12 protein-coding genes and 1 pseudogene are annotated in these 12,924 nt (G+C 65.7%); 2 read left to right on the forward strand and 11 right to left on the reverse strand.

Annotated elements, in window-relative coordinates; translation table 11 throughout:
- Nucleotides 1–109 precede the first annotated feature (109 nt).
- The gene (locus AS594_RS36260) at nucleotides 110–292 is read left to right on the forward strand and encodes a hypothetical protein (protein WP_069935873.1); all 183 of its coding nucleotides are present in this window, start codon (nucleotides 110–112) and stop codon (nucleotides 290–292) included.
- A 66-nt stretch (nucleotides 293–358) separates the two neighbouring features.
- Here AS594_RS36260 and AS594_RS41855 read toward each other — a convergent pair whose 3' ends face one another.
- The 5 genes and pseudogenes from AS594_RS41855 to AS594_RS36280 form a co-directional block, all read right to left on the reverse strand.
- The gene (locus tag AS594_RS41855; protein WP_206281742.1) at nucleotides 359–1,240 is read right to left on the reverse strand and encodes an SUKH-3 domain-containing protein; all 882 of its coding nucleotides are present in this window, start codon (nucleotides 1,238–1,240) and stop codon (nucleotides 359–361) included.
- A gap of 41 nt (nucleotides 1,241–1,281) precedes the next feature.
- Nucleotides 1,282–1,950, reverse strand: a pseudogene (locus AS594_RS36270) (hypothetical protein).
- Nucleotides 1,951–2,115: 165 nt separating this feature from the next.
- Nucleotides 2,116–2,283 carry a hypothetical protein gene (locus tag AS594_RS46780; protein ID WP_240509213.1) on the reverse strand — a complete coding sequence of 56 codons (168 nt, stop codon included), beginning with the start codon at nucleotides 2,281–2,283 and terminating at the stop codon, nucleotides 2,116–2,118.
- A 653-nt stretch (nucleotides 2,284–2,936) separates the two neighbouring features.
- Complete coding sequence (locus tag AS594_RS36275) at nucleotides 2,937–3,290, reverse strand: hypothetical protein (protein ID WP_069935874.1); 354 nt, start codon at nucleotides 3,288–3,290, stop codon at nucleotides 2,937–2,939.
- A gap of 383 nt (nucleotides 3,291–3,673) precedes the next feature.
- Nucleotides 3,674–4,051, reverse strand: coding sequence for a hypothetical protein (locus AS594_RS36280; RefSeq protein ID WP_240509214.1), 378 nt, complete (start codon nucleotides 4,049–4,051; stop codon nucleotides 3,674–3,676).
- 639 nt (nucleotides 4,052–4,690) lie between these two features.
- Between AS594_RS36280 and AS594_RS41860 the strand changes: the two genes are divergently transcribed.
- Complete coding sequence (locus tag AS594_RS41860) at nucleotides 4,691–6,622, forward strand: serine/threonine-protein kinase (RefSeq protein WP_420877913.1); 1,932 nt, start codon at nucleotides 4,691–4,693, stop codon at nucleotides 6,620–6,622.
- Between the two features lie 83 nt (nucleotides 6,623–6,705).
- Here AS594_RS41860 and AS594_RS36285 read toward each other — a convergent pair whose 3' ends face one another.
- The 6 genes from AS594_RS36285 to AS594_RS36315 all read right to left on the reverse strand — a co-directional run bounded on the left by AS594_RS36285 (nucleotide 6,706) and on the right by AS594_RS36315 (nucleotide 12,879).
- On the reverse strand, nucleotides 6,706–7,035 hold the full coding sequence (locus AS594_RS36285; RefSeq protein ID WP_069935875.1) for a DUF6221 family protein: 330 nt from the start codon (nucleotides 7,033–7,035) through the stop codon (nucleotides 6,706–6,708).
- A 223-nt stretch (nucleotides 7,036–7,258) separates the two neighbouring features.
- Nucleotides 7,259–7,621, reverse strand: a complete 363-nt coding sequence (locus AS594_RS36290) for a DUF7715 family protein (protein ID WP_069935876.1) — start codon at nucleotides 7,619–7,621, stop codon at nucleotides 7,259–7,261.
- Between the two features lie 75 nt (nucleotides 7,622–7,696).
- Complete coding sequence (locus AS594_RS36295; protein ID WP_069935877.1) at nucleotides 7,697–8,269, reverse strand: hypothetical protein; 573 nt, start codon at nucleotides 8,267–8,269, stop codon at nucleotides 7,697–7,699.
- 102 nt (nucleotides 8,270–8,371) lie between these two features.
- Complete coding sequence (locus AS594_RS36300; protein ID WP_069935878.1) at nucleotides 8,372–8,677, reverse strand: hypothetical protein; 306 nt, start codon at nucleotides 8,675–8,677, stop codon at nucleotides 8,372–8,374.
- A 249-nt stretch (nucleotides 8,678–8,926) separates the two neighbouring features.
- A complete protein-coding gene (locus AS594_RS36305; protein WP_141747228.1) occupies nucleotides 8,927–11,587 on the reverse strand; it encodes an ATP-binding protein in 2,661 nt (886 codons plus the stop codon).
- Between the two features lie 974 nt (nucleotides 11,588–12,561).
- On the reverse strand, nucleotides 12,562–12,879 hold the full coding sequence (locus AS594_RS36315; RefSeq protein ID WP_069935881.1) for a Mom family adenine methylcarbamoylation protein: 318 nt from the start codon (nucleotides 12,877–12,879) through the stop codon (nucleotides 12,562–12,564).
- Between the last annotated feature and the right edge of the window lie 45 nt (nucleotides 12,880–12,924).

The raw sequence follows: 12,924 nt of genomic DNA on the forward strand, positions 1-12,924 counted from the left end.
CCACCATGCCCACCGCCCGATACCACCTCGATCGACCCCACAGCGCCACCTCGTCACCCCAAGCGAAACAGCGAGGCTAGAGACGAGAAGGACCTCGAACGCGCAGTCCATGGACGCCTTCGAGGAGCTGAAGAAGAAGCACAAAGAGCTGCAGGCCCACTGCAGAATCTTGGAAACGCGTCTTCAGCTCTACGCGACCACCTTGAACCTGCTGTCCCTGGAGAACGCTGCCCTCTCAGGCCGAGACGCTGACGCGGCCAAGGTCCGAGCCATGCCACAGCACATGCCCTGACAAGCACCGGAAGACACCCGATTCAGAGCAACAGTGCTGTTGCGCGACAAGCGATGGCGACTCACCTCAACCGATACGCCGTGGAGATATGCCCAGGACGAGCTTCTCCAGTGCCTCCCGGACCGGGCCGAACGTCGCCACCCAGGTCTCGATCAGATAGATCTCGCTGGTCTCGTCGATACCGAGGAAGAATCGGCCCTCGTCGAGCTCACCGATGGGGAAGATGTCCCGCCCAACCGTCGAGCTCCAGTCTGCGAATCGATCCTCCTCGCCCACCGCGAGTTCGGGATCAAAGTTGAAGGGCGTCCTTGCACAGGTGATGCCCGGCCCGCTGATCTGTACGTCCAAGCCTCCGAACTCAGTCAAGAAGCGTTCGGCGGCCTCATGCATACGGGCCAGCCCAGTTGCCTCCAGCATCTCGCGCCACTGCTGAACCGGGACGCGTCGCCCCGGCTGCCATCCGGCCGCACGCAGCGTCTCCTCAACCTCACCGGCATCCCGCCGGACCGCCGCAGCCGCCTCAACCCACGCCTGATCCACGGGTACGTTCTCAGGCCAGCCCGGCCGCCACTGGGCCAGCCACTCGTCGAAGTCCTCGCGCAAGAACTGGCGCTCTACGGGCTTGAGTCGCACCTGCGGCCGTTCATCGGCCCACCAGACCTCGAACTCCGCCACGGTCCCTATCGCGGGCCAACGCTCCGCGGCGAACGGAAGCAGCAGCACGTCGACGAACCCTCCAACCGGAAGGCCGATGTCAACGAAGATCCCCGTCGCACCCGGATTCGGGACCGCGGCCACCGTCCCTGAAAGCCTCTGTCCCAACCGCAGGCCTCTCCGGGCCTGGATCCACTCCTCAACGCTGAACATGAAGCACATCCTCGCAGCGGAAGACATCACCGCAACGGGGTTAAGCGGTTGCAACAGTGCTGTTGTCTCGATGCCAGACACAACAGCAGGTCAGCCGCCGCCAGACGAAGAGTAGTAGCAACTCAAACTGGCGGAAGAACGGGGAGCTTGACCGCGATGGCCCAGTGAGGGAAGCGTGAGCCGAACCCGGCCGCCGTCTGCTCTCCCGTGTCGTTCATCTTGATCACCACCCCGTCGATTCCGACGGGCAGGTCCGCACGCATGTCGGCGATCGCGTCAACCCGCTCCTGTGCTGCGGCCAAGTCGGCGACGACGTGGAGCCCGGCCGGGGAGTCCGCGGTCGTCTGGATGCCAGCTGCGGCCACGACGGCCAGGGTTTCGGCGTGCGTGGCTCCGGCGGGCAGGAACGATACGCCGTCCAGTTCGACCGCGCCGTAGGCTCAGAACGTCATCTGGAGCCGGTACGGCCGGTCCTTCGCCCGCAGCGTGCCGGCCGTGCCGTTGCGGGGATTGGCGAAGACCTGTGCGTTGTGCGCGGCCCGGATCTCGTTCGCCTTCTCAAACTGCTCCTGTGTAAAGGCGACCTCGCCGCGGACCTCGATGGTGACCGGATCGGTCAGCTGCTCGGGGAGGCCGTCGATCTGGCCGATGACATGGCTGATGTCCTCGCCGTGACTGCCGTCCCCGCGGGTGATGATCTGAACCAGACGGCCGTCGCGGTATCGAGCGGCCACGGCAGCGCCGTCGATCTTCGGCTCCACGGCGAACCCGCCCTGCGGCGCGTGGCCCAGACGGCGCTGGACCGAAGCACCTCATGCCACCAGGCCCTCGGCGTCGAAGACGTTGTCCAGGCTCAGGAGGCGGGTGGTGTGCGCGACGTCGCCGATGGGTGCTGCACCGTCGCCCACGAGTCCGGTGGGGGAGTCCGGGGAAACCTCGGCGGGATTCTCCTGCTCTCATGCCTGCACCGACCGACGGCGCTGATCGTAGGAGGCGTCGTCCATGACGCTGACGCCGTCACCGTAGTACGCCTGCGAGGCATAGCGCAGCGACTGGAGCGCGGCCTCGTATTCGGTGCGGCTGGACACGGCGGACTGCGCCTGAGGGGCGGGAAGCGTCGTCATGAGGATGATCCTGTCGTAGAGGTCTGACAATGAGGGGCAGAGGCGGGAGGGGCGGTTGGGGCCGGATATGGGAGCCGCCGGGTGGGGCTGCTGTGGCTCTGGGACGGGGCCCAGGAGCTGTCCTGCTGATCGGACTCGGAAGGCTGCGGGTGGGCGTTACCGCGCGTGGTCCCCAACTCGACTTCGGAGAGAGCGCGTCGGCTCCAGCACGGTCACAAACTTCGATCCCATCGGCGATCCGGAATTTCTGGACGAAGACGCCGTTGTCCACGTAGGCGTACTCGCGGCCCATCTTCGAGATAGTGACGTCCTCGCGGTGCCAGCTGCCAGCTGCCAGCGCAGTAGAAGGTCACTTCAGCCGTGTCACCGGCCTTCATGCCCTTGAGATCTGCCATCTTCAGTCCTGAGTTGTCGTGCTGCACGGGATGTCGCGGACGTCATCAAGGCGGCGGCATTCTGCGAGAACCCGCCACGGCCAGGGCGAGCCGCGCGAAGCGGCTGTTCTGTATTGGCTTGGACTTGGGAGACTTCCCGCCCCATGGCAACTACAATACACATTGAAAAAAAAAGACACAACGCTGTTGGAGTTCCGTCACCGGCACCTGACCGCCGGCGCCTTGCGGTGATCCTGGGCGCCGGCCCCCTGCGGCCGCCTACGCCACGCCGTCCTGGGCCTGGTTCTCGACGCGATGCAGGACGTGGGGGGCGACGAGGTCAGCGCCGCCGTCATCCCACCGCACGGCCTGGAAGCAGTACGGGGCGGCGCCCTCCGCCAGGCCGAAGGCGTGCCCGGAGCGTTCCGTCCCCTGGGCCCGCATGACCACGTGCGTTCCGTCCGCGTAGTAGGTGAGCGCGGGATCGAACATGGTCGCGGGGCGGGTCACGTCCGATGTCAGAGGGCGCGCCCGGATCACGATGTCGGCGACCTTGTCCTCGTCGACCCCGGGGATGTTCATGCGCCGGTCGGGCTCGACCTTCCAGGACAGGTCGGGGAACAGGCGGTTCACCTGCGCGGACCCACTGCCACGCCTCGTCCGAGGCTTCCTCGGTGGGCTCGTTCGCAGAGGAGTGCCAGCCTTCGGCGCAGTCCGCGCCTTGTTCACCGAGCAGGGCCATCACCTCGGCGCGGGTGATCTCGTCCGTGAGCTGGGTGCCGTTCCACAAGCGGTGGACGTACCGGTGGAAGAGCTGGAAGGCCAAGGACTCGCCGTCCAGGTGGTGGGCGTAGACGATCCGCAGGACCGTCCCGTGTCCCTCGGAGTCGGGGACCAATGTGGCGATGGCGGGCGGCGGTGTGGTGTTGATGACCATGGGAGGGCTCCGTTTTCGTGCAGAGGGCGAGGGGAGAGCGGCGGCCCGCCGCGGGATGCGGCACGGCCGCCGTGCCGGGTCAGGAGGGCGGAACGAACTGCCACGGCCAGAACGGCGAGCGGGTCCTGGTGGGGTACAGCACCGGCCGGGCCTTCTGCTCGGCGCTCGCCCGCTCGGCGCGCTCCCGTACGGCCTCCTCCAGGAGTCGGGGATGGTTCAGGGCGTCGCCGCAGGAGACGGTCATCTGCCGGCCGAGCCTCCAGAGCTGGGCGTTCACGGCGCAGCACGCGGCGTTGAGCGGGTCGATGTCGTTCAGCCACCAGCGGCATGCGGTGGGGTCGGTGCCGAAGAACCGCATCGTGGCGGCGGCGGACCGTGCCATCGTGCCGGTCCCGGCGGCGGGTTCGAGCATCAGTTCGCCGGGTCTGCGGTCGGTGAAGAGAAGGATGTCGCCCATGGCGTTCGTGACGATCGGTATCTAGGGTTGTCAAGTCATTGGGCAGATCAGAGCCATGGAATGTAGTGAGGGACATTAGGCATGTTGCTTCATGCCTGATCCCAAGAGAGTGCCAGCCTGACCCTGCGGGAAGGCTCTGGCCGACGGCATCACCTCGGAACACCCGACCGGCCCGCCGCCCCCCTGAGCATGCGGACGAGGCCGAAGTGTCGGCGGACCTCCACGGCCGCGCACCGCGCCACAACACGCACCACGGCGCCGCCCTCCTTCCCGCGTGCGCGGGTCGCGCAGTCGGTCTGTCCAGGAGGGCAGCCGATCGCCTGCAGCATCGAGCGGCGCAGTTGTGATCCCACGACCCCGTCGCGGAGGGCGAACGCCACATCCCAGTGATCGGAACTCAGAATAGGCCCTAGGAGACCTGGACAGTGTGGAGAATCGGTTCCCCGCACGTCCACGCTGTACCTCGCCACAGTCAAACGTGTCGGCGGCTGCCTCGAGATACCGGAATACGCCTTCAAAGCAGACCCGCTGGGTGTCTAATCGTCCATGCGACGGCCCCGGGGGTGGGCCCTTGGCAGGGGGGCAGTGTTGCAAGAGCTGTCGGCGGAGGACCCGAGCTGGGTGGGGCGGTACCGCATCGTGGGGCGGCTGGGCGCCGGTGGAATGGGCCGCGTCTATCTAGGGCGTTCGCCGAGTGGTCGGGCTGTGGCGGTTAAGGTGATTCGTGCTGAACTGGCCGAGGATGCCGACTTTCGGAGACGGTTCGCCAGGGAAATCTCGGCAGCTCGCCGGGTGACCGGATTCTTCACTGCTGCGGTAGTGGATGCGGACGCTGAGAAGTCCCCAGCGTGGCTTGCCACTGCCTACATTCCCGGGATGTCGCTGGAGGAGGCGGTGCGCGCCCACGGGTGCTGGACAGAGAGTTCGGTCCTGGCCTTGGGGGCGGGTCTAGCCGAGGCCTTAGAAGCCATTCACAGTGCCGGGGTGATTCATCGCGATCTGAAACCCTCGAATGTGTTGCTCGCCATTGATGGGCCGAGGGTGATCGACTTTGGCATCTCAGTTGCCGCCGAGAATAGTGTTCTGACCCGAACGGGGATGATGGTCGGCACACCTGGATACATGTCCCCCGAGCAGGTGACTGGAAAGGCTGTCGGTCGGGCCAGCGATGTGTTCGCCTTGGGGGCGGTGCTGACTTTTGCAGCCACCGGCGCCGGCCCATTTGGGTCCGGATCCGCGCACGGAGTGAACTTCCGAGCCGTGTACGAAGAGCCTGCCCTCAACCAACTCCCACCGGCCCTAAAGGGCATTGTGGGCAGTTGTCTAGCCAAGGAACCTGGGCGCCGACCCACCGTCGCCGCGCTGCTGGACCAGACCGCAGCAGCTCGAGAGGGCGCTGCGGAAGTTCCTACTAACCCGGATTGGTTGCCTCCCCCGGTCGCCAAGACTGTCCGCACACGGACCGCTGAGCCTCCGTTGCGCCACATCTACGCACCGTCGGTGGCTCCTCCCCCCCGACAGGGCCTTGCAGCCGATGAGACTACCGCGGCCTATGAACCCTCTCTGGCAGAGTCGGAGTCAACCACGGACGCGCCTAGCACTCTGATAAACCCAGCGGGGTCTGCGGCACCGACCGGACCAGGCGCCCAGCCAGCAGATCCTCCCACTAAGCACGCAGGCCAGAGCACCGTCGTACGCACTATTGCCTGGACCACTCTCTTTACAACCTGGCTCTACGGACTGGCTCAACTAGCGGTGCCGATTTCAGTGATGATCGAGGCATTAGCAAGCCCGACCCTCGAGCTAAGCTTCCGAGAACTTGCCACGGGAAGCCGTGATCACGGAGTAACCCTGATCGATATCATAGTGCCACTTTTCAACATGCTCACGGGATTCCTTGTTTGGCGATTCGCGCGCCGGCCAAGTATATATTCATGGACGGCCGTCGGCGCCATACTAGGATATGGCCTTGCCGACGCGGCGGGTATCCCACTTGCCAATTCTGCATATCTGTATAGCCAGGTTGCCGCCTACGGTGACCATTGGTTGGCTGATGTAATCGTATCCGCAAGGACAGTCCTAGGGTTAGTAGCCGTCACAGGCCTTATAGCTGCAATCCGGATGCGCCCACGATTCAAAATTACTCGCCCCGCCGGATACGCCACCCCTATCGCCATCCTCATACTTTCACTCGGCAGTGCATACGTCGGGTTCTTTATCGCCTTGAATACCGAGATTGGGATCGGAGGACTAGTCGAGTATGAGCCTTCCGGGAAATTCGCACGAGCATTGGTGATTGCACTTCTTGCGTCACTTCTACCCGTATTCGGGATTATCGTTCAACCACACCGATTCGCGGCCGGACTGTTCGTCGGCTGGATGCTTTTCGCCCTCTCAATCGAAGTTCAATTCCTTTTCAGTCTGGGATACGACGACGCAATTCTTCCGACCGACACATTCATGACTGCCGAATACTCACTATTTGGACTCATGAGTCTTGGGCTGTGCTGCGCGTACTGGAAACACCAAAGGGAAAAGCGCCATCGGGATCAATTGCAGACGCTGCGATGACGCTTCGGCTCAGGCCAAGACAGGGGCACCCCAGGGCTGTTGCCGCCGATGGTCTTCTTGATCAGTCGTGCAGTCGGTGTCGTTCACCATTCCCGCAGCAGCCAGTCTGGATCGAAGTCGGGGTGGTCCTGGTAGGCCATCGCGACTGCGCTCACCGCGTCCCGAAGAGCGTCCTTTTCGGGGCTGCCGGCCGCCGCGGCCTCGGACAGGTCCACGATCAGACGGCGGGACTCGATGTTGGCCCAGACGCGTGGCGGGTCCCAGGTCTCCAGGTGGGTGGCGATGTCCCGCTGGGTGTGCACCACGGGTTCGTCGTGGTCGTCGAGGACGGTGCCGCCAGGAAGTCCCGTCGCCCGAGGTGCCTTGGTCGTCTTCGTCGAGGCGCGCGTGCACGAACGCAGCAAGAGGATCATGGCGTCTCTGGTCTGGATCGCGGGACTCAAGGACCAGGCCCGGGTGTTGCGGGTCAGGGGCTTCGGAGGGGCAGTAGGTCAGCCAGCCAGTCCGCCCCCGACGCAACGCCCCGGCTCCTGGCGGCAGCAGGCGTCGACAATGCGCGCAGGTGTCCTCGCATGGTGTCCATGGGGGCCCTTCCTGGGGACGGCGGGTGCTGGCGCATGGTCCGCGGCCAGCGAGTCAGTTCGTGGGTGCGGCGTGGCGGCGGGGCCGGCCGCGGTGGACGCCGATGACGGCGCCGACCTCGAAGCCGCGGGCCAGGCCGAAGACTTCGGCCGTGTGCCTGCGGGTCTCCGTGCTCTGCCGCTCACGTCCGGGCACGTAGAAGCCGTCCTGGGTGAGGAGGTTGATGATCTTGGCTGTGACCTCGTCGCGGGTGACGTCGAGTGCGGTGACCCGGCCGTGGGTGGTGTAGCGGCAGCTGTCGATGCCGACGAAGGCGTCGTCGGTGCCGATGGTGAGGATCTCTCCGGGGCCGGTCCAGGCGTAGTCCGTGGCGGATGCGCGGTAGTGCTGGTCGAAGGCGGGGACGATCAGCTTCATCAGTGGTGTTCCGTGGCGGCCCTGCCGGGAGCGAGCGCGGCCGCCAGGGCTGCGGCCCTCGCTCCCGGACGTTGCTCAGGCGCGTGCCGCGTCGGCCTCCTCGTCCTCGGCCTTGAGCTCTTCGAAGTAGGCGCGGGCGCTGTCGACCATGCCGGGGACGTCGCACCCGAAGGACTGGGCCGCGTCCAGGAGCGCCGCGAGCATGGCGGCCTCTCGTTCAGCCCCGGCGGCAACGACGGCGCACAGGACATCAAGCCTCACGGGGTACGCGTCGCTGCGCAGTCTCTCGGCGGCCTGGTGGAGCTCATGGGCGGTGACCCGCCCGTCCGTCAGGCAGAAGACCTGAGCGACCAGATCACCGATGACGCGGTCGGCGCGTTCCTGGTCGTCCACGACCCGGTCGCCGGGGATGTTGAAGGCGATCTGGGCCATGGCCTCGGCCGCGAGGACGCCGAGTCGTACCCGCTCGGCCAGCTCGGGAACGGGCAACAGGGCCTTGGGGGCCTGCCTGTTGTACGCCTTCAGCGCCGCATTGGCCCATGCGGCGCGGTCCGCGAGGGTGCACTCGCGGATGGGGGTCATGTTGACGCCGGAGTTCAGCGCCGCGGTGAAGCGAGCAGCCTTGCGTTCGGAGAGGGGCTTGTCCACGGTCGTTCCTCTGGGTGAGGTTCCAAGATGACGGTGTGAGAGCGAAGGCGTCGCTCAACCACGACAACCACAATACATATAGATATATGAATACGCAACATGCTAGATGGTGTGACCGGAGTCTGCCCACTTCGGGTACGCAAGTGCGGGCATGCCGAAGACCGCCCTCGACCGCTCGGCCCGGCTACGCCCCACGGGCAGGGCATACCTGTGGGTCCCAGGGTGCCGCTGGCGCCTGGCCCCGATCTGCTCCAGCGCGGTGCGCAGCCAGGCGCGCCGGTCGGCCCCCGCAGGGCGCTCCGAGGCGCCCATCGCCACGATGCGCCGCTCGAACCCGTCGGCACCGCAGTCTCCGGTGACGAACTTCGCGATCGACCGCGCCGGGAGCACCTGGCCATCCGTCAGCACGATGACCGTCCTCGCCGTGCTGCGGCCCGTATAAGTCGCGGAGAGGGCCTGGTAGGTGACCCCGAGATGCCCTCGGGGCGAGCCGGCCGTGCGCCCGTCCGGCAGGGTCCGAAGCCGTGTGAGAATTTCAGCGCGACATGGCACTTTTCAGTGAGAGGTGGCACCGCCCTGAGGTCGACTGGTCTCGGCCTTGGGTGTAGACAATAAAGCTGTGGGTCCTCGGCGTCGTTGTGCTGTGGACCCGGCGCATCAGGCCAGCCCAAGGGCGCGAGCTAGTGCTCCTCCTGCTTTGCTGAACGGGCCAAGCTGCTCAGGCACTGAAAGAGAAGCGATCAGGGTGAGGAAGGGCAGAAGTCTGGGCATGCAGCCAATCTGCGTCCTCACGGTCTGCCCCACCTGCCCGGGACTGCCATCGGTCCCTGGGTAGGGCCTAAAGCGAATGAAGCCTGTGATGACCAGCCCAGCAGTGCAGTAGAGCATCAGCAGCCACAGCGATGTGCTCGCTTGGCGCGCGTGATAGAAGCCGCACCAGACCACGGCGACCCAGGCGGACTGGAACAGTGTCACGACACGATGACGGGAGAGTCGTCGCCCCCGTCGCCGAACGGGTGGCGTGGGGATTGAGCCGAGGAGTGCTTCGAGTTGGCGTCGAATCAACGCGTTCTTCTTACCTCCCCCCAAACTCTGGAGGATTCTGACGGCAGTGAAGCGGGCCGCTGTCAGGTTGACTGCCGGGGCGCCGGGGATCTGCTCGAAGAGGGTAAGTGCTTCGTGGACTGCGGCTGCGGCCTCAGGCAGATGCTTGCGCGAGCGGTACAACGCCTCTGCGTACGCAGTGAGCGCCCCGGCGAAGCCGAGAGAGGGAATATGGCTGCCGCTCTCCTGCGCCGCCCGGCGGCTGAGATCAACCGCGCTGCAGCTGGCCGAGAGAGCTTCCTTGTTCCTTCGGGCGCGCAACAGGGTCCAGCTGAGGTTGCCCAGCGCCACCGCTTCGTGGAAGTTCGCTCCGAGCGTGTGCCAGGTCGCGGCCGCTGTGCGGAAGCAGGTGATCGCTTCGTCCAGCCTGCCGACTCGTCCCAGGGCAATGCCCCTGGTCATTACCACGGCTGCGGATCTTGATTCGTCTCCGTGCTGGCGGTAGATGCGGTCGGCGTGCTTGAGAGCGTCGAACACATCACCAGACGCGTCTGCTTGCATCAAAGCCTGTGCAATGTTCGTCCAGGCTGCCGCCTCGCCGTACTGGTCCTCTAGTTCCTTGAACAAGTGAAGCGCCTGCCTGTGGCAGGCGAGGCCGCGTTCTCCTTTGTTGAACGCTACGGCGAGATTACCGATGTCGGTGAGTACCAGCGCCTCAAGTTCGCGGTTGCGTGTGGTTCGAGAGATCTTTAAGGCGTGTTCGAGTGTCTTATTGGCCTCGTGCTCCCGGCGCAGAATGCCGAGGGCTGCTCCATAGGCTTCCAGAGCAACGCCTTCCGCGTCCCGGTCGGCGACGTCGCGTGCCGCCTGGCGGGCGGCCTGGGAGATGGTGAGCCATTCGTCGATATGGCCAGACGTGTTGAGGTAGCTTGCTAAGGCGCGCGGCAGGCCAAGGATGATGCGCTTTTGTTCCTGGGACGTGCTGTCTGTTGAAGCGGCGACGAGGTTGGGTAACTCCGCGTCGAGCCACTTCACAGCCTGCTCTTTGGTTTCGAAGCGTGGCGATCTGGTCGCGGACGGGTTGGGATCGAGGTGGGTGCCAGCAGCCTGCGCACTCGTTGCGTAGTACTCCAGCAGTTGGCGTCTAGCCTGTTCGTAGAGACGTTTGGCCTGGGGGTGGCTTCGACCGTAGGCATCGGCCTGTTCGCTGGCGTAAGCCCGGATCAGGTCGTGCATCCGCCACCGGTCCTGAGCTGGTACCTGCTCCAGGAGATGGGTCTGCGCGAGTTCGAGCAGGAGGGACCGTATCTCATCGGGGTGCTGGTCCGTCAGGACAGCGGCGGCCTCGGTGGAGATGTCCGAGCCGGGGTTGAGTGCCAGGAGCCGGAAGGTCTCGGTCAAGGGGCCGGACAGGTGGCGACTGGACAGGTCGAAGGACGCGCGCACAGCGCGTTCCCCGTCGTCGAGATGCTCCAGACGAGTGCGCTCCTGCTTGAACTCGGTGGCCAGTCCGGCCACCTGCCGGCCCCGGTCGGCGATGAGGCGGGCAGCAGAAATCTGCAGGGCGAGCGGCAGGTATCCGCACAGCAAGGCCAGACTCTGCGCCGTGGTTGCGTCTTGGGAGATGCGCGAGTCGGCAGGGTCGGCGGTGCGCAGCGCGGTGTCCAGCAGGTTCACTGCCGCCTCGGGCGACAGGACGGGGAGGTCGAGTAGGCGGGCGCCCAGGGTGGCGAGCGTGTCCCGAGAGGTCACGAGCAGCCGATGGCGACCAGAGGCCGGCCGTAGCGGGCGCACTTGTTCAGCCCTGGAGGCGTTGTCCGCCACCACCAGAACACGGCGGCCCTCGGCGGCCAGGGCACTCAGCCGAGAATGATAGAGCCCTTGTCGTTCTTCCAAGGTATGTGGGATGAACTCCTGGGCGACGCCCAAGCCGCGCAGCAGTCTCTCCAGAGCCTGGGAGGGCTGGAGGGGGGTCTCGTCGTAGCCGTGCAGGTCCACGAAGAGCGTTCCGTCGAACTGGCCCTCCTCGCACCCGGTGTGACCAGCTGCCAGAGCGAGAGAGGTCTTGCCGACGCCGGGCAGCCCGGCCACCGAGACGATGACTCCCTGCCGAGTCGGATTGCCCGTGCTTGTGTCCAGCGCCTGAAGCAGCTCGGCCAGTTCCCGGTCTCGACCGGTAAAGCCTGCTGGAGGAGGAGGCAAGGACGCCAGAGCGGTCGGGGCGGCCGGTCCGGTGAACGTGATGTTCACATCACCGGCGGTGTTGTTGACCATGGCCAGCGATCCGTACACGACCGAGTCGACCACCCACTGACCCGCCCCCGGCTCCTGGCCAGCGTCGGGCGTGGGGGTGTCAGCCGCCGACGGGCCGCGGCGCTGCCGCGTGCGGCGTCGGAAGGACCTCACGGGCCCTCGATCTCCACATTCCCGTCCGTGCTCTGCACCTGGTCGACCGGCCCGGACGTCTGGGAGTTACGAACGGACTGTCCGCCATCCGGTACGGGGGGCATGCCGACGGGCGGAACAGCGCCTGTGGGCGGACCTGTGGCCGGCAGGGATGCGGGAGCGTGGTGGTTGATGCGCACATTTCCGCCGGTCCGGGCGACCTGAGTGGCAGCTCCGCCGAGCGTGCTGTTCTCCACGGACTGACTGCCGCCCTCTTGTCGGTTTTGTCGGAGTCCGGCCATTGCCACCCCCAGGCCGGCCAGGGCCACGAACAAGCCCAGCACACTGGCCCATTTGTCCGCGGCATCCAGCCCCACCAGCATTAGATGCACGGCAAGCCCCACCACGGCGACGGCCGCAACCGTCCCACCAACCCATACCTGAACGCGCCCAGTCATCGTCTCATCGTCCCTCCACGGGCCCGACGACGGACCTCCTCATGCACAACCGGTGACAACCTTGTTACACAGAGCCCGTCGCCTTGCGCGAGGAACAGTGGCCGGGGCGTACACGGTGGTGTCCCGCCCTGGCCCACGCGCAATCCCGCGTCGACCGGGGTCGTTGGCTCAGGCGAGTAAGCGCTCAACTGCCCTTGACGGCCCATCCATGCTGATCTGTCTCATGGGTACAGAAGACACAGGCAAAGGTCCTGTACAGATGTATTCGATCAAAGCGGTGCCAGAAGGACTGAAAGGCCAGTAAGGTGCCATCCCTTATCGAAATCCGGTGCCAAGTCACCCTGACAGAACTTGCCAAATTCGCAGATCAACGCCCACTTCTAGCGCCAGCCTCTGCTGAAATTCTCACCGTGCGACGGGGTCCGCGTAGGTGACCACTCCCCGCACGCCGCGGCCTGCGGCCAGACGCAGGGCACCCGCGACGGCGAAGCTCTCCCCGTTGCTCGCCACCGAGGGGGACAAGCACACCCTCGACATTTCCAACGCCTCCGTATACGGGCACAGCGACGGGAAAACCCTGGTCAGAGCACGACGGCTCATCGGGACGCCCAGGACGACGACACCCACCAGCAGGCTGCCGTCGACCACCTGGCCGTCGTCGCCCCCTGCGGGCTCGAGGTCCAGCAGCCCGAACCGGTGGACCGCCGCGGGGATTATCTGCATCTGTCAAGTACCACTGCAGGTCATGGGGTTGAAGCTCGTGCAGGC

This window comes from Streptomyces agglomeratus, from assembly GCF_001746415.1.
Taxonomy (GTDB): domain Bacteria; phylum Actinomycetota; class Actinomycetes; order Streptomycetales; family Streptomycetaceae; genus Streptomyces; species Streptomyces agglomeratus.

Coding starts and splice junctions, on each gene's coding strand:
- AS594_RS36260 (WP_069935873.1), top strand. CDS start 110: ATGGACGCCTTCGAGGAGCTGAAGAAGAAGCACAAAGAGCTGCAGGCC.
- AS594_RS46780 (WP_240509213.1), bottom strand. CDS start 2,283: ATGACGACGCTTCCCGCCCCTCAGGCGCAGTCCGCCGTGTCCAGCCGC.
- AS594_RS36280 (WP_240509214.1), bottom strand. CDS start 4,051: ATGGGCGACATCCTTCTCTTCACCGACCGCAGACCCGGCGAACTGATG.
- AS594_RS36285 (WP_069935875.1), bottom strand. CDS start 7,035: ATGATCCTCTTGCTGCGTTCGTGCACGCGCGCCTCGACGAAGACGACC.
- AS594_RS36290 (WP_069935876.1), bottom strand. CDS start 7,621: ATGAAGCTGATCGTCCCCGCCTTCGACCAGCACTACCGCGCATCCGCC.
- AS594_RS36305 (WP_141747228.1), bottom strand. CDS start 11,587: ATGGTCAACAACACCGCCGGTGATGTGAACATCACGTTCACCGGACCG.
- AS594_RS36315 (WP_069935881.1), bottom strand. CDS start 12,879: ATGCAGATAATCCCCGCGGCGGTCCACCGGTTCGGGCTGCTGGACCTC.